The 17,776-nt window shown below is 64.0% G+C and carries 21 protein-coding genes; 18 read left to right on the top strand and 3 right to left on the bottom strand.

What is annotated here, in order from left to right; all coding sequences use genetic code 11:
• Nucleotide 1 precedes the first annotated feature (1 nt).
• Both CY658_RS10185 and CY658_RS10180 read left to right on the top strand, forming a co-directional pair.
• On the top strand, nt 2–1,723 hold the full coding sequence (locus CY658_RS10185) for a hypothetical protein (RefSeq protein WP_257884810.1): 1,722 nt from the start codon (nt 2–4) through the stop codon (nt 1,721–1,723).
• Nucleotides 1,724–2,164: 441 nt separating this feature from the next.
• Nucleotides 2,165–3,370 carry an NHL domain-containing protein gene (locus tag CY658_RS10180; protein WP_180838909.1) on the top strand — a complete coding sequence of 402 codons (1,206 nt, stop codon included), beginning with the start codon at nt 2,165–2,167 and terminating at the stop codon, nt 3,368–3,370.
• A gap of 208 nt (nt 3,371–3,578) precedes the next feature.
• Here the strand turns inward: CY658_RS10180 and ilvB are convergent, their stop codons facing one another.
• Nucleotides 3,579–5,372, bottom strand: coding sequence for a biosynthetic-type acetolactate synthase large subunit (gene ilvB, locus CY658_RS10175; RefSeq protein ID WP_101489982.1), 1,794 nt, complete (start codon nt 5,370–5,372; stop codon nt 3,579–3,581).
• Nucleotides 5,373–5,437: 65 nt separating this feature from the next.
• Between ilvB and CY658_RS10170 the strand changes: the two genes are divergently transcribed.
• The 9 genes from CY658_RS10170 (at nt 5,438) to CY658_RS10125 (ending at nt 11,628) form a co-directional block, all read left to right on the top strand.
• A complete protein-coding gene (locus tag CY658_RS10170; RefSeq protein WP_180838908.1) occupies nt 5,438–5,932 on the top strand; it encodes an Lrp/AsnC family transcriptional regulator in 495 nt (164 codons plus the stop codon).
• A 761-nt stretch (nt 5,933–6,693) separates the two neighbouring features.
• Nucleotides 6,694–7,761 carry a PDDEXK nuclease domain-containing protein gene (locus CY658_RS10160; protein WP_101489980.1) on the top strand — a complete coding sequence of 356 codons (1,068 nt, stop codon included), beginning with the start codon at nt 6,694–6,696 and terminating at the stop codon, nt 7,759–7,761.
• Nucleotides 7,758–8,285, top strand: coding sequence for an AAA family ATPase (locus CY658_RS10155; RefSeq protein WP_257884809.1), 528 nt, complete (start codon nt 7,758–7,760; stop codon nt 8,283–8,285). The genes CY658_RS10160 and CY658_RS10155 overlap by 4 nt, the downstream gene beginning before the upstream one ends.
• Before the next feature lie 4 nt (nt 8,286–8,289).
• The gene (locus tag CY658_RS10150) at nt 8,290–8,613 is read left to right on the top strand and encodes a hypothetical protein (protein ID WP_101489979.1); all 324 of its coding nucleotides are present in this window, start codon (nt 8,290–8,292) and stop codon (nt 8,611–8,613) included.
• Between the two features lie 22 nt (nt 8,614–8,635).
• Nucleotides 8,636–9,169 carry a GNAT family N-acetyltransferase gene (locus CY658_RS10145; RefSeq protein ID WP_101489978.1) on the top strand — a complete coding sequence of 178 codons (534 nt, stop codon included), beginning with the start codon at nt 8,636–8,638 and terminating at the stop codon, nt 9,167–9,169.
• 66 nt (nt 9,170–9,235) lie between these two features.
• Complete coding sequence (locus CY658_RS10140; RefSeq protein ID WP_101489977.1) at nt 9,236–9,484, top strand: DUF1272 domain-containing protein; 249 nt, start codon at nt 9,236–9,238, stop codon at nt 9,482–9,484.
• Between the two features lie 131 nt (nt 9,485–9,615).
• Nucleotides 9,616–9,933, top strand: coding sequence for a hypothetical protein (locus CY658_RS10135; RefSeq protein ID WP_101489976.1), 318 nt, complete (start codon nt 9,616–9,618; stop codon nt 9,931–9,933).
• Between the two features lie 83 nt (nt 9,934–10,016).
• On the top strand, nt 10,017–10,610 hold the full coding sequence (locus tag CY658_RS10130; protein ID WP_257884808.1) for a hypothetical protein: 594 nt from the start codon (nt 10,017–10,019) through the stop codon (nt 10,608–10,610).
• A gap of 265 nt (nt 10,611–10,875) precedes the next feature.
• Entirely contained in the window at nt 10,876–11,628 is a 753-nt protein-coding gene (locus CY658_RS10125; RefSeq protein WP_101489974.1) for a class I SAM-dependent methyltransferase, read from the top strand.
• A gap of 125 nt (nt 11,629–11,753) precedes the next feature.
• On the opposite strand, the gene CY658_RS10120 is transcribed toward CY658_RS10125, so the two are convergent.
• Complete coding sequence (locus tag CY658_RS10120; RefSeq protein WP_257884807.1) at nt 11,754–12,560, bottom strand: hypothetical protein; 807 nt, start codon at nt 12,558–12,560, stop codon at nt 11,754–11,756.
• Between the two features lie 61 nt (nt 12,561–12,621).
• Nucleotides 12,622–13,143 carry a DMT family transporter gene (locus CY658_RS10115; RefSeq protein ID WP_101489973.1) on the bottom strand — a complete coding sequence of 174 codons (522 nt, stop codon included), beginning with the start codon at nt 13,141–13,143 and terminating at the stop codon, nt 12,622–12,624.
• 98 nt (nt 13,144–13,241) lie between these two features.
• On the opposite strand from CY658_RS10115, the gene CY658_RS10110 reads away from it, so the two are divergent.
• The 7 genes from CY658_RS10110 (at nt 13,242) to CY658_RS10080 (ending at nt 17,694) form a co-directional block, all read left to right on the top strand.
• The gene (locus tag CY658_RS10110; protein ID WP_101489972.1) at nt 13,242–14,159 is read left to right on the top strand and encodes a LysR family transcriptional regulator; all 918 of its coding nucleotides are present in this window, start codon (nt 13,242–13,244) and stop codon (nt 14,157–14,159) included.
• Nucleotides 14,160–14,329: 170 nt separating this feature from the next.
• Nucleotides 14,330–14,746, top strand: coding sequence for a VOC family protein (locus CY658_RS10105; protein WP_101489971.1), 417 nt, complete (start codon nt 14,330–14,332; stop codon nt 14,744–14,746).
• 150 nt (nt 14,747–14,896) lie between these two features.
• Nucleotides 14,897–15,106: a DUF4287 domain-containing protein gene (locus CY658_RS10100; RefSeq protein ID WP_101489970.1), complete on the top strand. Its 210-nt coding sequence runs from the start codon at nt 14,897–14,899 to the stop codon at nt 15,104–15,106.
• A 21-nt stretch (nt 15,107–15,127) separates the two neighbouring features.
• Nucleotides 15,128–15,688 (top strand): hypothetical protein, encoded by a 561-nt coding sequence (locus CY658_RS10095; RefSeq protein ID WP_101489969.1) that lies wholly within the window; start codon nt 15,128–15,130, stop codon nt 15,686–15,688.
• 44 nt (nt 15,689–15,732) lie between these two features.
• Nucleotides 15,733–16,104, top strand: coding sequence for a VOC family protein (locus tag CY658_RS10090; protein WP_101489968.1), 372 nt, complete (start codon nt 15,733–15,735; stop codon nt 16,102–16,104).
• A gap of 73 nt (nt 16,105–16,177) precedes the next feature.
• Nucleotides 16,178–16,702 carry a sigma-70 family RNA polymerase sigma factor gene (locus CY658_RS10085; RefSeq protein ID WP_101489967.1) on the top strand — a complete coding sequence of 175 codons (525 nt, stop codon included), beginning with the start codon at nt 16,178–16,180 and terminating at the stop codon, nt 16,700–16,702.
• A 2-nt stretch (nt 16,703–16,704) separates the two neighbouring features.
• Complete coding sequence (locus CY658_RS10080) at nt 16,705–17,694, top strand: FecR domain-containing protein (RefSeq protein ID WP_257884806.1); 990 nt, start codon at nt 16,705–16,707, stop codon at nt 17,692–17,694.
• Nucleotides 17,695–17,776: the final 82 nt, after the last annotated feature.

Raw genomic sequence — 17,776 nt, 5'->3', positions numbered from 1 at the left:
CGTGCCACGCCTACTTCACCTTCTGACCGCCGGCCTCGCGCTCGCGTCCTCCCTCGCCCATGCAGCCGACCCGGTGCTGCTCGTCACCTCGCCCGTCGCGCTGCAAGCCGCCGAGAAAGCCGGCGCCGGCTTCGGCCGCTGGTTCAACGTGCCCTCTGCTGCGAGCGGCATCGCCACCAATCAGGCGCTCGTGCGCTCGCCCGCCTGGCAGTCGATCGCCGATCCGCTGAAGGGCAGCCTCGCCGCCCTGCAACGCCGCGACCCGCAAGCCGGCGTCGGCATTGCGCGCTACCCGCACCGGATCTTCGACGCGCGCTGGCTTGCCAGCCCCGACGCCTTCTTCGAGCTGGTCGGCGTGGCCAACCGCATGGACCGCCGCCCCTTCCAGCCCGGCGCCTGCGGCGAGACGCGGCTCGTGTACCGGCTGGCGTATCGCTCGTCCGCGATGCAGTCGCGCCTGCCGATGACCGTCGCTGTCGAGTTGCGCGGCGATGCGCCCGATGCCGACGGCAGTTGCGCCAGCGCCGCGCGACGCTGGCAACCGCCGCAGGCAGCCATGAAAGACGAAGCCCTCGGCCGCTGGCTCGTGTCGGCCGACGGCCCGCTCGCGCCGCAGCAACTCGCGCAGGCCCGCATCGCGCAGGTGACGACCAACCTGCAGAGCGTGCGCTGGCCCTCGGCCGTGCGACCCGACCTCGGCGGCCATGCCGAATATTTGCTGCGCGCCTTCCGCTGGAACGCGGGCACGCAGCGCTTCGACGCAGGCCCGTTGGAGAACACGCCCGACATTGCGAAGCTCAAGGCCGACGCGCCGCTGCGCAAGGCGCTGCTGCAATGGCTGCAGCAGCCCGACACGCTGCGCGCGCTCGACACCGCCACCGTGCGCATCCCCGATCGTTTTCTGGCGACCGAGTCTGTCTCCGTCGCACCGCGCGGCCTCGAGCGTCTGGCGAACCGTCCCTTCGAACAGCTGTTCGCGCCCGGCGACTGGCAGCCCGTGCCCGGCAGCCGCACGCTGCAGTCACCGCAGGCCATGCTGCGCCGCCTCGACGACCTGAGTTGCGCCGGCTGCCACCAGAGCCGCGCGGTCGCGGGCTTTCACCTGCTGGGCCTGGACCGGCGCGGCGCCTCGCGCACCTTCACGACCGGCAACGCGCTCGCGTTGCCACACTCGCCGCATCTGCAAGATGAGTTGGCGCGACGCGAGCGCTATGTGAAGGCCGCGCTGACGACGCACGTGCCCGACCCGTTCCGTCCGCTGGCCGCGCCGGACGACTCGAACGCCGCGCCCGAGAAAACCACCGTGGGCGCGAGCTGCGAGCCCACGCGCATCACCGCCTCGGCCGACCCATGGCGCGACCGCGCGCAGAAACTGCCGCGCACCGCAGCCACGACCTGCGAAGGCGCGGACTCGGTGTGCGAGAAGACCTCGGTCGGCTTTCCTGGCGGCATGTGCTCGGGCGCCTGCGACCCGAAAGACCCGAACGGCACCTGCGGGGGCATCGCCATCCTCAGTGACTTCAACCAGTGCCTGGCGGCCAAACAACCGTTTGGCGATTGCCTGAGCAAGCACACGCGGCCGGGCAACCTGCGCAGCTGCTCGGCACAGAAGCCTTGTCGCGAGGACTACATCTGCGCGCAGGCGGAGGGGCAGCCCGAAGGACGTGGGGCGTGCATTCCGCCGTACTTTCTGTTCCAGATGCGGGTGGACGGGCATTCGTGAAGGGGGCTCCCGTACGGCTCCCGAATGAATGACTCCCTCTCCCGCTTGCGGGAGAGCGTTGGGGTGAAGGTGAGCGGCGATGAAGGCCGCGCGATGTTTTCAGGTCCCCCCTGGCTGGCGGACCAGGGAGCCATTGCTGGCGCCAGATGAGAGGGCCGACCGCGAAAAATACCAAGTTCTGGGGATATCGACAGACACTCTTTTTAACAATGATTGACATTTAGAAACCCCCTGCAGACCCGTCGGCAGGGGGCTTCTTTTTGTTGAGTCATACAACCATAAAGAGGAGTCAAGATGCGTTTCAGTCAAGCAAGTTCGGTCGCGCGAATCGGCGCCGTGGCCGGTGCGGTCATGTTGGTGGCATCGTGCGGCGGGGGTGGAGGTGGTGGTACTTTTCTGCCGATGGTCGCACCGCCCCCTCCGGCGACAGTGCCGCCCGTCGTGAACCATTCCATCGGCGGCACGGTCACCGGCCTTGAAGGCCGCCTGGTGCTGCAAAACAATGCCGGCGACGACCTCCAGCTGTCGGCCGATGGCAAGTTCACCTTTGCAACGACTCTGGTCGAGGGCTCGGACTACAAGGTCGGCATCCGTACGCAACCCCTGTGGCAGTTCTGCACCGTCACCAAGGACACCGGCAAAGCCTCGGCCGACGTGAGCGACGTGACGGTGGCCTGCTCGGCCGCCGCCGCCAAGGTCGAGACGCTCGCCGGTGGCACCCCGGGCGCAGCCGACGGCAAGGGTACGGCCGCATCGTTCTTGCTGCCTTACGGCATCGCCCTCACCAAGGATGGTGGTCTGCTCATCGGTGACTGGGGAAACAATTTCGTGCGCAAGATTTCGCCCGAGGCCGACGTCATTACGATTGCCGGCGACGGCCCCAACCCACCGTTCGTAGACCTCGCCAGCCTCACCGTGGATGCGACCGACACCGCCTTCGTCGCGGACGCCAAAGGCCATCGAATCTTCAGGGTCACGCCGACGGGCAATGTGAGCCTGGTGGCGGGCAATGGCACGAAGACCACGACCGATGGCAACGGAGCCGGCGCCACCTTCAACGCGCCCACGTCGGTGGCCGTGGATGCTGCCGGCAATCTGTACGTTCTGGAGTATGACGGCGGCGTCGTTCGCAAGATCAACCCAGCCGGCGATGTCATCACGCTGGCCGGCAGCAGCCCGCGGGGCTTTGCCAACGGTACGGGAACCGCCGCGAAATTCGGGCGCGGCTACAACATTGCCATCGATGCGTCAGGCAACCTCTACGTCGCCGACTCCGAGAACCATCGAATTCGCATGATCACCCCCGCCGGGGTGGTCACGACCCTTGCAGGGACGGGGACACCCGGCGCCGCCGATGGCCCCAGGGACTCCGCGACCTTCTCCGATCCCCGCGGCGTGGCTGTCGATGCGGACGGCAATGTCTACGTGGCCGATTTCGGGAACAGCCTGTTGCGCAGGATCACACCGGCAGGGGTGGTCTCCACGCTCGCCGGCAAAGAGGGTCGTACGGGTAGCCAAGACGGCATCGGCGATGCTGCTAGGTTCAATCAGCCGCAAGGGCTCACGATCAATGCAGCGGGCACGCTGTATGTCGCCGACACCTTCGGCCATTTGATCCGCAAGGTCACGCCGGTTCGGGCGCCCTGAAGCGTGCTGCGGCGCGCTGCGGCGACGTGCGCCGAGCGCGTCGCCGCGTGCAAGAAGCGCGTGCGCACCGATCAAAGCTCGGGCAAAAAAACTCGAGCGGCGGTGAGCGGCGATGGCGGCCGCGCCATGTTGTCAGGCCCCTGCCCTCACCCTGGCCCTCTCCCACAGGGAGAGGGGACAAGACCGCAGGCCTCGGGCCAACGCGACCTCACTCCCCCTCGTACCACCTGTCCTTCGCCAGCATCACCCGGTGATGCCCACACCCCGACGGCATCATCGGAAAGCAGTTCTCCTGCGCCGCCACCTGCACGTCGAGAAAAAACGGCCCCTTGCTCTCCAAGCATTCGGCCAGTGCCTCTTCCAGCTCGGCCGGGTCTGACACCCGCCGCGCCCCCCAACCAAAAGCCTTCGCCAGCGCCACGAAATCAGGCAGCGCCTCGTTCCAGCTGTGGCTCAGTCGGTTGCCGTGGTTCAGCTCCTGCCACTGGCGCACCATGCCCATGTAGCCGTTGTTGCTCAGCACCAGCTTCACGGCCGTGCCGTGCTGCATCGCCGTCGACAGCTCCTGGATGTTCATCAGCACCGACGCGTCGCCGCTCACGCACACCGTGAGCGCGTCGGGGTGGCCGATCTGCGCGCCGATGGCCGCGGGCAGCCCGTAGCCCATCGTGCCGGCACCGCCCGAGGTGAGCCAGTGGCGCGGGCTGTCGAAGCGCAGGTACTGCGCGGCCCACATCTGGTGCTGGCCCACGTCGGTCGAGACGATCGCATCACGCCCCGCGATGGCCCGCTGCAGCGACGACATGAGCTGCTGCGGCAGGATTTCTTCGGTCGACGGCGTGAAGGCCAGGCAGTCTTCGGCGCGCCAGCGCCCGATGCGCGCCCACCACGGCGCCAGCCGCTCGGGCGCAAAGTCTTCGGGCAGCAGCCCCAGCAGCGCTTCGACGACGGCGCCGCAGTCGCCCACCATCGGCACGTCGACGTGCACCACCTTGTTGATGCTGCCGGGGTCGATGTCGATGTGGATCTTGCGGGCGTGCGGACAGAACTCGTCGAGCTTGCCCGTCACGCGGTCGTCGAAACGCGCGCCCACGCACACCACCAGGTCGGCCTCGTGCATCGCGAGGTTGGCTTCGAGCATGCCGTGCATGCCCAGCATGCCGACGAACTTCGGGTCGGACGCGGGGAATGCGCCCAGCCCCATCAGCGTGAGCGTGCATGGCGCGTGCAGCCGGTGCACCAGCTGCGTGAACGCCTCGCAGGCCGCCGGCCCCGAGTTGATGAGCCCGCCGCCGCCGTAGAGCACCGGCCGGCGCGCGGTCGAGATCAGGTCGGCGGCGCGCTGCAGCATCGCCCGCGGCGGCAGCGGCGCGCGGCCCGTGCGCAGGGCGCGCAGCGGTGCCGGCGCGGTGCCGTGCGTGAGGCGCATGAGCTGGATGTCCTTCGGCACGTCGAGCAGCACCGGGCCGGGGCGGCCGGTGGTGGCGATGTCGAGCGCGCGGCGCACCAGCGCGGGCACGTCGTCGGCCGCGCGCACCTGCCGGTTCCACTTGGTCACCGGGCGCGACATGCCCAGCGCATCGCTTTCCTGAAACGCCTGCGTGCCGATCACCGCCGTCGACACCTGCCCGCTGATGCACAGCACCGGCACCGAATCGCTCATCGCGTCGAGCAGCCCCGTGATCGTGTTGCCCACGCCCGGCCCCGACGTGACCAGCACCACGCCCACGCGGCCCGTGCTGCGCGCGTAGCCCTCGGCCGCATGCACCGCCGCCTGTTCGTGGCGCACCAGCACATGGCGCAGCCGGGGTTCGCCGTGCAGCGCGTCGTACAGCGGCAGCGCCGCGCCGCCGGGGTAGCCGAAGATCGTGTCGACGCCGCACGCGACCAGCGTGTCGAGCAGCGCTTCGGCGCCGTTGCGCACGCGGAGTGGGGTCTCGGTCTCGGGCAGGGCCGGCGAGAGGGAGGGCGAGGATGTGGGGGGAAGGTCGAGCAGTCGCATGCCGTCAATTCTTCCGCTCTTGAGGCAGAATTTGCTTCTTTCTTTTGGCTGTTTAAGCTCGAAACATGAAAACCAATCGTCAAACCTCGTCAGACAACGAAGGATATTTCGATAAGACCGATCTGGCGATCCTGCGGGTGCTGCTGCTCGACTCGCGCAAGACCCTGCAGGAGATCGGCAACGAGGTCGGCCTGTCGCCCACCAGTTGCTGGACGCGCATCAAGAAACTCGAGGCCTCCGGCGTCATCAAGCGCTACACCGTCGACATCGACCCGGCCAAGCTGGGCTATCACGATTCGGTCATCGTGCAGGTCACCCTCGAAAGCCACACCGACGAAACCCTGTACGACTTCGGCCGCACCCTCGCGACCATTCCCGAGATCCAGGAGGCCTACCTAGTGTCGGGCGACTACGACTACTACATCCGCATCGCCGTTCGCGACACGCGCGACTACGAGCGGCTGCTGCGCGAAAAGCTCTACAAGATCCCCGGCATTCGCCACAGCAAATCGCACTTCGTGCTGCGCGTGCTGAAGGAAGCGACCGTGCCGCTGATCTGACGGCGCCCTGCTCTTCTCTTTCTGCCCGCCACGTCACTTATCCGCGCGATTCGAGACTTACTGGCGCATTCGGCCCACCAGCGGGTGCCGCGCTTCTCTACAGTGGATGCCCCTGTCATCCGACACCCTTCTATGTGGGGGCAAGGAAGGCAGGACCGCTTCGCCTCGCGGCGGGCCATCGATGCGGCAACAACGCGCATCGGTGCGAACGCGAGGCACAAAAGGCGACGGCCAGGGTGTGTCAGCACCCCAGCCGTCTAACCACACGACGTGCACAAACTTTGGAAAGCAAGCACACCAAATGGCTACTTCAACTATAGCCCGGCCTCGCACGCCGGCATCCCCCGACACCACCTGCGGGCCCACCCCGTCGGACCTCCTCGAGAACAAACTCGCGCAACTGAACTCGCTGCTGTGGTGCTGCCACGGTGACGGCAATCGATGGTTCGAAGACGCGGGGCCGGAACATCTGGACAACGTGCTGTGGATTGCGGCTGAGTTGGCGCGGGATGCGATGGGGTTGTTTCAGGCGTGTGAGGTGGGGCGAGCTGCGCGGGGGTGATGCGGGCGATGGCAAAAAGGGGACGGCGCACGTGCAGCCATGCGCCATTTCGCTTGGCCGTCCGCCACCTCTTGCCCCGAGAAGCGCTCCCCGGGCTGCGAGAGAATCTGGAGATGGATCAAGCCACCCACCACAAGATTGCCTCTTTCATCCTGGCAGCCGACGGCCCGCTCGATGGACTGCTGGTGGGCTCGAAGGCATGAGCAAGACGATCAAGCCAACACGCCGCGCGGTGACCGCGAGTTCAGAGGCCGCCTTCGGCGAGGTGGTCCAGTTGATCCAGGGGGCGCGGCAGCGCGTGGCCAAGGTGGTCAACGCCGAAGTGATCGAGCTCTATTGGCGCATTGGCCAGTATCTGCATCAACGCATCGAAGCCGATGGCTGGGCCAAGGGAACCGTGGAGCAACTGGCGGCCTACATCGCCCAGCGTGAGCCAGGCCGGCGCGGCTTTTCAGCCCAGAACCTGTGGCGCATGCGGCAGTTTTTTCAGGCGTATCCGCCGGGGTCAAAACTCTCAACACTGTTGAGAGAAATCCCGTGGTCTTCGCACTTGCACATTCTCAGCCGCACCAAGCGCGAGGAGGAACGCGAGTTCTACCTGCGCATGACGGCGCAGCAAGGCTGGCAGGTGCGCGAAGTGGCGCGGCAGATCGACAGCGACCTGTTCGAGCGCGCCGTGCTCCACCCGCCCAAAGTCTCAACAGCGTTGAGAGAAATACAGCCGCAGGCTGCGCAGCACTTCAAGGACGCCTACCTGCTGGACTTTCTGGCTCTGCCAGACCCGCACTCCGAGGCCGAGCTGCACCGCAGCCTCTTGATGAACCTGGGCCGGTTCCTGACTGAGCTGGGGCGGGACTTCTGCTACATCGGCAGCGAATATCCGGTGCAGGTGGGCGCACAAGACTTTGCGTTGGACCTGCTGTTCTTCCACCGCGGCCTGAACTGCCTGGTGGCCATCGAGTTGAAGGTCACCGCCTTCGAGCCCGAGCATCTGGGCAAGTTGAACTTCTACCTGGAAGCCCTGGACCGCGATGTGAAGAAGCCGCACGAGAACCCGGCCATCGGCCTGCTGCTGTGCGCCAGCAAGGACAGCGAGGTGGTGGAGTACGCGCTGAGCCGCACGCTCTCGCCTGCGTTGGTGGCGCAATACCAGACGCAGCTGCCAGACAAGCAGATGTTGGCGGCGAAGTTGCATGAGTTTTATGCGTTGAGTGCGCCGGATGCAGTGGATACAGTGCCGCGCAAGAAGAAGGATGGTCGGGCGTGATCGGAGAACCCAAGCATCGAACGCTGATTGTCCTGAGCGGACTGCCCGGCACAGGCAAGACCACCATCGCGCGTGAGCTCGTGGCGCGTGTTCCTTCCATCTACCTGCGCATCGATGCCATCGAGCATGCGCTGAAAACTGCGAGCGGAAGCGCTGAGGACGTGGGTCCGGCGGGCTACGTCGTCGCGTACGCGCTGGCTCGGTCCAACCTCGCACTCGGCATGTCCGTGATCGCTGATTGCGTCAACCCGCTGTCGGTCACACGCGAGGCGTGGCGGGTCGTGGCGACGGAGACGTCGTCACATCTGGTGGAGGTTGAAGTCGTGTGCTCCGACGTCGTTGAACATCGCAGGCGGGTGGAGAACCGGGAAGCCGACATTGCGGGCTTTGCGTTGCCGAGTTGGGAGGCTGTGCTTGGGCATGACTACGAGGCCTGGGGCACGAGCCGCCTGGTCATCGACTCGGCGCTGGTGAGTGCGAGCGAGGCGGCGGACCTGATCTGGCGGCGCATGCGTGAGCGGTAAATCGATGCGCTCCCGTTTCATCGACGCCTTCCTGGGCGCCATCGTGCTCGGGCCCTGGGCGGCGATGTTTGCCTATCTGGGCCTTGCACCGTTGGCCGCGTACTGGCTCGACGGCACCAAGCATCGCACGGGCGCCAGCCGCGGCTCTTCCTATTGGTGGAGCTTCCCGGACGCCGTGGCCGCGCAGTACCCGATGCTCACCTGGCTGCTCGAACTCAAGAGCCATGTCGTTGTGTGGAGCTGCTTGGCGGGCATGGTGATCGGGCCGGTGGTTGCGTGGATCATGAGCAGCCGCTTGGACCGCATGCGTCGCGGCATCCGCCAATGAATTTAGGAATGAACGATCGTCCATGAACCCGACCGCAGATATCTCGGTGCAACCAGCGAAACCCGATGAATGGAAGACCTATCGAGACCTGCGCCTGCAGGCGTTGCTCGATTCACCCGACGCCTTCGGAAGCACGTACGAGGCGGAGGCCACGAGAAGCGATGCGATGTGGGCCGCCCGCCTTGCCGCGGCGACTTCGTCCGGGAAAGACCGTGTGCTTTTCGCGTTCAACCGCAACGACGCCTGCGGCCTGATCTGGTGCAAGGTGTCCAACGATGAGCCGGCTGTCGCCGACCTTTTCCAGATGTGGGTTGATCCTGCATCACGAGGAATGGGAGTCGGTCGCGCTTTACTCGAAGCGGCGGTTTCCTGGGCTGCGCGCGCAGGGATGAAGCGCGTGGGCCTGGGTGTCACTGTCGCGGACACACCCGCGATGCGCCTGTACACGGCGTGCGGCTTCCGCCCCGACGGTGCGTTGGAGCCGCTACGGGAACACTCGAATCTGATGGTGCAGCCGATGAGCCTTGCACTCGGCCTTGTTGGATCGACGGACTGACTTCCACCATCGACCACCTTGCCCTCGTTTAAGCTCAACCGACAAGACTCTCTCTGAGGTTTCGCCATGCTCCAAATGCGCCCCGGGTGTGAATGCTGCAACCGAGACTTGCCGCCGGATGCAGCCGACGCCCGCATCTGTTCTTTCGAGTGCACGTTCTGCAGCGAGTGCGCAAGCGGACGCCTTGCAGGCACATGCCCGAACTGTGGTGGAGAGTTGGTCCTACGCCCATCGCGGCCGGCTGCCAAGCTTGAGAAGTTTCCGGGTTCGACGACGCGGGTGTTCAAGCCGGAAGGTTGCGCGGCGGCGTCGTGAAGTGCCTCGCCAGATTCGTCCCATCGACGACTGCCAGTGGCCAAGAAGAGCGGACGTTGATGTCTGCGTCGCGAGGCCCTGCGAAACTGTTCGGACAAAATCCTTCCGTCCAAGTTCGCTCGGGAGAAATCATGAAATGGTCGCCGATCTCGGCCAGTGAGCTTGAAGCCTTGGTAGAACTCCAACTCTCAGAGTGCACGCTGACGGAGCGGGAAATTTTTTCGCAGTACCGCATTCCATTTCGCCTCACGGCTATCGAGCGCTTCGGCAAATACGAGAGCGTTTTCATTGTTGCGATGCACCGCGCCGTCGCCATGTACTTCGAAGATGTAGAAGAAGGATTCAATCTTTCTCCCCTGCGCTCTGATGGTTCGATTGCGCAGCCTGGGTGGCAGCAGTGGAGTCTTCAAGAGGCGCTCAATAATCTTGTCCTTCCGCAGCCTGAATAGGGCGGGATGCGGCCCAAAGTTGACTCCCCAACAAGGCGAAACTTGGCCCTACAACACGTCACACCCACTCTTTAGTAGTCGAGTTGGACCTCAAGGAACTCAACATGCGTCTTCATCTACCTGTCATCGTCCTCGCAGTCGCTGCATCGTTGCCGGCAATTACGTGGGCCGCCTTCAAGCCCATCCGTGTGCTGGCGCCTCAACTCGTTGGCCTGACATGCACTGACAACAACGTCTGCATAGATGACATGGCGAAAATGCCTGAAGCACTTGCCCTGAGGGCTGAGGCATTGAGTTTTGTATCCAACCGCGTTGATCGAGTTGCGAGCGTTCCACGATTCGTGTTCTGTTCGCAATCGGCCTGTGCCGAGAGTTTCGGGTTCACTCACCAAGGGGCATACCACGTGGGCACCTCCGGGGTCGTTATTGGCCCAAGGGGATGGCAACCATTCTTCGTAAGACACGAACTCATCCATCACGTACAGATGGAAAACATTGGAAGCCTGCATGCACTGCTGTTCACTCCAACGTGGTTCATCGAAGGCATGGCTTACTCACTGAGCGAAGACCCTCGCAGGCCGTTGCCAGAACCGCTTGAAGGTTGGCGCAGCCAGTTTGAGGCTTGGTACCCGAACTTGAGCAAGCAAGAACTTTGGCCAGTTGCCCGCGCCCTCTGACACCCGGCCCTGCCGCCGAGAGGACGCTATCAGTGCACACCGTTGCGCTGCCCTGTCTCATCGCGACCCCACCGGCCGCTTCGGGCCCGTTCACGACGGCGTCTTGGAAGGCCCGCTCGATACTATCGATCAGCATCACCCCGGTGAGGTCGTCCGGATTGAAGCTGCGACCCCCACAAGGTGATAGCGCCAGGCCAAGACCAGGCCTTCGCCGGGCCGACCACTTGTAAACCAGCGATGCCCTTTCGCAGCCCGACGTCAACCCATGGACTTCTACGACGACCTCGCCCCGCTGTATCACCTGATGTTCCCCGACTGGAGCAACAGCATCCGCCGACAGGGCGAGCAGCTCGACAGCGTCATCCAATCGGAATGGCCTGGGCATCGCACGGTGCTCGACGTCTCCTGCGGCATCGGCACCCAGACGCTTGCACTTGCCGGGCGGGGCTACTCCGTCGTCGGGTCAGACCTGTCGACCAAGGAAATCGAACGTGCGCGGCGCAAAGCGGATCTTCGCGGTTTGGCGATCGACTTCAGCGTCGGAGACATGCGCACGGCCCACGAGGACCACGGGACTGGATACGACCTCGTCATTTCGTGCGACAACTCGGTCCCTCACCTGTTGACCGACGAGGACCTGCTGCTTGCGTTTCGCCAGTTCCTCGCGTGCTTGCGCCCCGGCGGCGGATGCGTCATCACGGTCAGGGACTACGAAAAAGAAGAGCGTGGGACGAACCTGGTCAAGCACTACGGCGCGCGGGTCGAGGACGGCAAGCGGTACGTGCTGTTCCAAGTCTGGGATTTCGACGGCGACCACTACGACTTTTCCTTTTTCGTCGTTGAAGACGAATTGGCCACCGGCCTGGTGAAGACCCATGTCATGCGATCCAGGTACTACGCAGTCTCGGTCGACCGTCTTTGCGAGCTGATGCGAGAGGCTGGCTTCGAGAATGTGAAGCGACTCGACGCCGCGTTCTATCAGCCTGTCTTGGTCGGCACCAAGCCTGCAACCGGGTAGCCTGCTTTCGCGGGCGGAATTCGGCCAGACGCAGGCATTGGCCCCTAACCTTTCTGCGCGCCTGTATGAGTAGAAACCTCAAACGCTTGGTAGACGTTTGAGGTCGATCTGAGTCCTGCTACTTGTTATTGGAGTTTCGGGAACAGCTTGGGTACTTCCCCGGAAAAGTCCACCCAGGGGTTGGTGTTGAGCAGTTGAGCATTGGGCGCTGTGGATTCGTCAAAGCGGATCACAAAGCGCTCGGGACCATGGGCATACGCCACGATCAAACCGTCCTTCGGGTCCATGTAGCCCGCATGAGTCCCCATGCCGGGATAGCTCAGGCGCACGGCGGGACCGTTCTCCGTGATTCGGTCAACGGTCAGACGGGCAACCGTCGCGTCGGGCAGAACGAACATCCAGGTGAAGGGTCCGCCGGACACAACCGTCATCACCTCGTCGATGCCGGGGCCTGCATCGGAAGAGTTCACGTGCAGCCGGCCGTAGCGGTTCAGCGCCCAGGTTTGCATGTCGGGGGTCAAGGCCTTCATGTCATAGACCTTGGGGTAAGGCGCGGAATCGCCTTCAACGGTGCCCAGCAGGCCGCCGCGGGCCACCTCAGGGGTACGTCCGGCCAGACGGATTTGCTCCAGCAGGCCTGCACGATTCAATTGGAAGCTGGACAGCAGGGTCTTTTGCTCTTCTTCGCTGGTTGCACGCGCCTGCGACGCCTTCAGGATCGGCTTGACCGCATCGGGAATCGCCACGGTGCTGGCACGAACGCCCACTGCACGCAGAACTGCATTGACGTTTTCCACACCGCGCACATCGGCACGGCCATCGCTGAATTGCAGCTTGACGAAGTCCGCGGCCTGGGCGGCAGGCGTCATGCTCATTGCGGCTGCCGCCACGACAGCAGCCAGGCCCAGCTTGTTTGCATTGCTTTCTTGCATTTTCATTTCCTTTCGAGGAGTGTTCGGCGCAGTCGCGCCAGGGGTAAATCAATGTGTGTGTTCAGGACAGGCTCACGCTGGTGGCGACGGGTATCGGTGCCGCGACTTGCTTCTTTGCTCCGCCGCCCTGGATCAGGAAAACGCCGCCCAGGATCAGGAGCACACCCAGCACGCGCATCGGGTTGATGGGCTTGGGGTCCAGCCCCATCAGGCCGAAGTGATCAACCAGTACCGCCATGACCATTTGCCCTGCGACCACCGCAACCAAGAAGCCACCCGCACCCAGCTTGGGCGTCAGCGCCGTAGCACTGGCCACGTAAACGGCACCAAGTACGCCGCCGATCCACAGCCACCAGGGGCCGTGAAGTGCATTCGCGAAATTCGGCATCGGCGCCTTCGCCAGGATCAGCAGGGGCACCATCACGGCGAGGCTGATCAGCAACGAGGTCGTTGCGCCCCAGAAGGGGTGGCCGAGGGCCCGGCCCACGTTGGCATTTGCGGCGGCCTGAAAGGGCAACACGGCGCCCGCCAACAACGCCATGCCCAATGAAGCGACCGTGATCAATGCCATCTTGCTGTTCATTTCTTCGACTCCTTCAAGCGTTCAGAACCAATGCCTGAATGGTCTACTATTCGAATTAATTATGGAAATCGTTTGCGTGCACACGTACTATTCGCCGCATGGATGAATTGCGACGCATCGACCTGAATCTTCTGCTGGCGCTTCACGCGCTGCTGACGGAGAAGCACGTGACTCGAGCCGCGTTGCGCTTGCACAAGAGTCAGCCCGCTGTGAGCCATTCGTTGGCACAACTGCGCGCGCATTTCAACGATCCGCTGCTGATGCGCAAGCAGGGAAAGCTGGAGCTGACAGCGCAGGGGAATGCGCTCCTGCAGCCACTTTCAGAGGCGTTGGGCAGTCTCAATACTTTGCTGGGGACACCTCAGTTCGACCCTCTGCATGCACAGCGGCGGTTCCGGCTTTCCCTGTCGGACTACGCTGCACGGTTGGTGCTGCCGCACCTCATGCAATATGTGCGAAAACACGCGCCTGGCTTTGACTTCGCCATCAGCCAGGCCAGCCGGGACGCGATGCTCGTTCAGCTCGCGGATGGTGAACTGGACCTGGCGCTCGGCATCTTTCCTGATCTTCCCAAGGACATCCGGGTCGAGACGTTGTTTGAAGAAGATTTCGTCTGCCTCGCGGACAAGGCAACCGTTCCTGGAAAAGGCGCGCTGTCGCTGGAAGAGTGGCTGTCCCGCCCGCACGTCATGCTCGCATTGAGGCCAGATGCGAACGATGAAATTGAACGGGCGCTTGCAGCCAAAGGGCTGAAGAGGCGGATCGCCGTTGCCTTGCCCCACTGGAGCGCTGCCGTTGAGCTGCTACCGGGAACAGATTTGGTGCTGACCATTGCCCGCCGCGCAGTTGGCCCGCTGCGCTCATTTCGGGAACTGCGGCAGTTTGCACCACCGCGACAACTGCAGTTGCCGAAGATGGCTTACCAACAGGCTTGGCACATCAGAAAAGACAGCGACCCCGCGCTGAATTGGATGCGCGATGTCGTCATGAATTGTTGCCGACCGGAAGAAAAGTGAGTCTGACAATTTACGGGGTCACCCATCTTGCGGCAACCAGTTGATGTGGAAATGGCAACTAGAGAATTACCCCCTGGGGGCCCTTTGGGCCGATACCGCTTGCAAGTGGACGAGGGCCCAGCATGAACGATTCATCGCCTTACCATCCCTGATTTTTTCGACTACTCCCCATGCACCAATCACTCGGCCTCATCTCCCTGGTGATCCTCGACTACGACAAGGCGCTCGACTTCTTCGTCGGCACACTGGGCTTCGAGCTCGTCGAAGACACGCCCGTGCCTGCGCAAGGAAAGCGATGGGTCGTGGTCAGGCCTCAGGGCGGAACAGGGGCATGCCTTCTCCTGGCGCAAGCATCAACGCCAGAACAACAACACGCCATCGGCGATCAGGCCGGAGGCCGCGTGTTCCTCTTTCTGTACACAGACGACTTCTGGCGCGACTATGAAAAGTACAAGGCGGCGGGCGTGGCGTTCGTTCGCCCTCCGGAGGAACAGCCACATGGCATCGTGGCCGTGTTCAAGGACCTGTACGGGAACATGTGGGACCTGATCCAGCCGAATGCCAGCAACAGGAGCTGGCAACAGTAAGGTGACATCGCCTGTCCTCGTGGCGCATGGCAATGCCTGGCGACATGGATAGGTAAGAATCCGGCCAGCACCGATCACGTCGATGCCGCTCCAGCAAATAGCCATCAGGCTTTGCACGAACCGCACTCTCAACCTAAGAAAGAGCCGCTCATGACCGAGACCGCCAAGGTAAAAGGACCCGCCTCGTACTTCCCCTCCATCGAGAAGAACTACGGCCAGCCGATTTCGCATTGGATGGACATTCTTCAGGCTGCAGGCCCACTGAAGCACATGGAGCTTGTGAGCCAGCTCAAGACCCAGCACAAGATGGGTCATGGGCATGCGAATGCGTTGGTTGCCGCATTTCTCGCGAAGAAGTAGCACTGGCCCTACCGCTCCTCAATGACACCCCAGAAGCAGCAGCTCGAACAGCATTTGGAGGATCGTGATCTCGTCTCGATCTACCGGACGGGCATCGACGATTCGCAAATCCAAGGCTTCGTGTTGGCCGTCTCGTCGGAACTGGTCCTGATTCAGTACGTCTACGACTTCCGGTTGGACGGCCTGATGGCACTCAGAACCGAGGACATCACGCAGGTGGAATTGACGGCCACCAACAGCCTTCAGAAGCAGCTGATCTTCGAGGAAGGCTTGGGGGAGCAGATTCCCTTTGGATTCGAGTTCGACGTGCGCAGTTGGCGCGCGTTGATTGCGCAGCTGACCTTGCGTCACGCGCTGATGATCGTGGAATGCGAGGCCGGCGAACTCAACGAGTTCTTGATCGGGCGGATTGTTCAGATCGAAGGCGATTCGCTGCAAATCGAGCATTTCACGGGGGCCGGCAACTGGGCAGACACACCCTCCGTGGTGAGCTACAGAGACATCACGAGCTGTCAGGTCGGCAACAACTACGCGAATGTCTATCAGCGCCACTTCGAGCGCCTTGCGGGCGCCCTTCACTGAAGGTCCCCGCCTGGCATGCGCCTCAACCTCAGCCAGGAGAGCCCATGCAGCTTCACACCGCCCGCATCTTCGTCCAGGACCTCGCCCTCGCCTCCCGCTTCTATGAAGAGATCCTCGGCCTGCCCCTGAAGGCCGACGGCCGCGAGCAGGGCTTTTGCGTGTTCGGCGCAGGTCCGATGAGTCTCGTGGTCGAACGTGTCGAAGAAGATGCCCCGCCAGAAGACCAAGCCCTGGTAGGCCGCTTCACAGGCCTGTCTTTCGACGTCGAAGACATCCAGTCGAAGTACATCGAACTCTCGTCGCTCGGCGTCGCCTTCAGCGGCCTCCCCGAGCCGCAGTTATGGGGCGGCATCCTCGCCACATTGCGCGACCCCGCCGGCAACGAGCTTCAACTGGTGCAGCAGCCCCGAACGTAGCCATAGGTGCACAGCCGTCATACAATGAGAATAATTCTTATTTGGATGGCCTGGCCACCGCACTACGTTCGTCATGGCCGCCGATCCCGCTCTGCACCCGCACATCCACACGCTCTATAGCGAGCACCACGGGTGGTTGCAGGGCTGGTTGCGCAGGAAGCTCGGCAATGCCTTTGACGCCGCAGACCTGGCACAAGACACCTTCCTGCGCATCCTCACCGCGCCAGACCACACGCCCGAGAAGCAGTGCGACTGGCAATTGCGCGAGCCGCGCGCCTACCTGACGGTGGTCGCCAAGCGGCTGCTGGCCAACCTGTACCGCCGGCGTTCGTTGGAGCAGGCCTACCTCGATGCGTTGAGCGCATTGCCCGAGCCGTTGGCGCCCTCGCCCGAGCAGCAGGCGATCATTCTCGAAACCCTGCAGGAGATCGACGCGATGCTCGACGGCCTGGCGCCGCCGGTGCGCCAAGCCTTCCTGATGGCGCAGCTCGAAGGGCTGGGCTATGCCGAGATCGCGACGAAGCTGGGCGTGAGCGAGCGCACCGTCAAGCGCCACATGGCCGAGGCCATGGCCCGCTGCATCCTGCTGGTCGCGTGACGGTGCAGCGCACGATGACGGTCGTGGTCGACAAGGCGGTCGCCCTGCAGGCGGCGCAGTGGTTCTTCCTGATGCAGTCGGGCGAGGCCACGGCAGCCGATCGCACGCGATGGACGCACTGGCGCGCGGCCGACCCCGCGCACGAAGCGGCCTGGCAGCGCGCCGAGCAGGTGAGCGGCAAGTTCGGCAGGCTGCCGGGCGCGCTGTCGATGCCGGTGCTGAGCCGCACGGTGCGAAGCGACCGCCGCGCGGCCGTCAAGGCACTCGCCGTGATGCTGACCGCGGCGCCCGCCGGCTGGCTGGCGTGGCGTGCGTCGCCGGCGCGCGAATGGCTGGCCGACCACCGCACCGCCACCGGCGAGCGCCGCGAGTTGCGACTGGCCGACGGCACGCGCATCCAGCTCAACACCGCGACCGCCGTCGACGTGGCCTACGGCGCGACGCAGCGCCTGGTGCGGCTGCATGCGGGCGAAATACTCATCGAGACGGCGCCCGATGCGGTGCCCTCTTCCGACCCCGCCTACCGCCCCTTCATGGTCGAGACCGCGCAGGGGCGGCTGCGTGCGTTGGGCACGCGCTTCGTGGTTCGGCAGCATGCAGACGATCGCAGCCACCTGACGGTGCTCGACGGCGCGGTCGAGATTCGTCCCGACGATGCGCGCAGCCTGACCGCGGTGGTGCGTGCCGGCGAGCAGGCCATGTTCTCCGCAAAAGCCGTTGGCGAGATCACGGCGGCAGAGATCGATGCCGACGACTGGTCGCGCGGCGTCTTGCGCGCCAGGAACATGCGGCTGCACGACTTTCTTGCCAAGCTGGGGCGCTACCGGCCCGGCGTGCTGCGCTGCGATCCGGCCGTGGCCGACCTGCGCGTGTCGGGCGTCTTCCAGCTGCGCGACACGGGCCCGGTGCTCGACAGTCTGCCGCAGGCCTTGCCGGTGGATGTGCTCTTTCGCACGCGCTACTGGGTCACGGTGGTCGCGCCGGGCGGTTGAGGCATCGGGTGGTGTCGGGTGGTGTCGGGTGGTGTCGGGTGGTGTCGGCAATTTCGGTCGTTGCGATTTTTTCTGTCGCGGC

Source organism: Variovorax sp. RO1, assembly GCF_002849325.1.
Classification (GTDB): Bacteria; Pseudomonadota; Gammaproteobacteria; order Burkholderiales; family Burkholderiaceae_C; genus Variovorax.
Note: the sequence above shows the minus strand (reverse complement) of the source record. Positions and strands in the feature narration are given on the sequence as shown.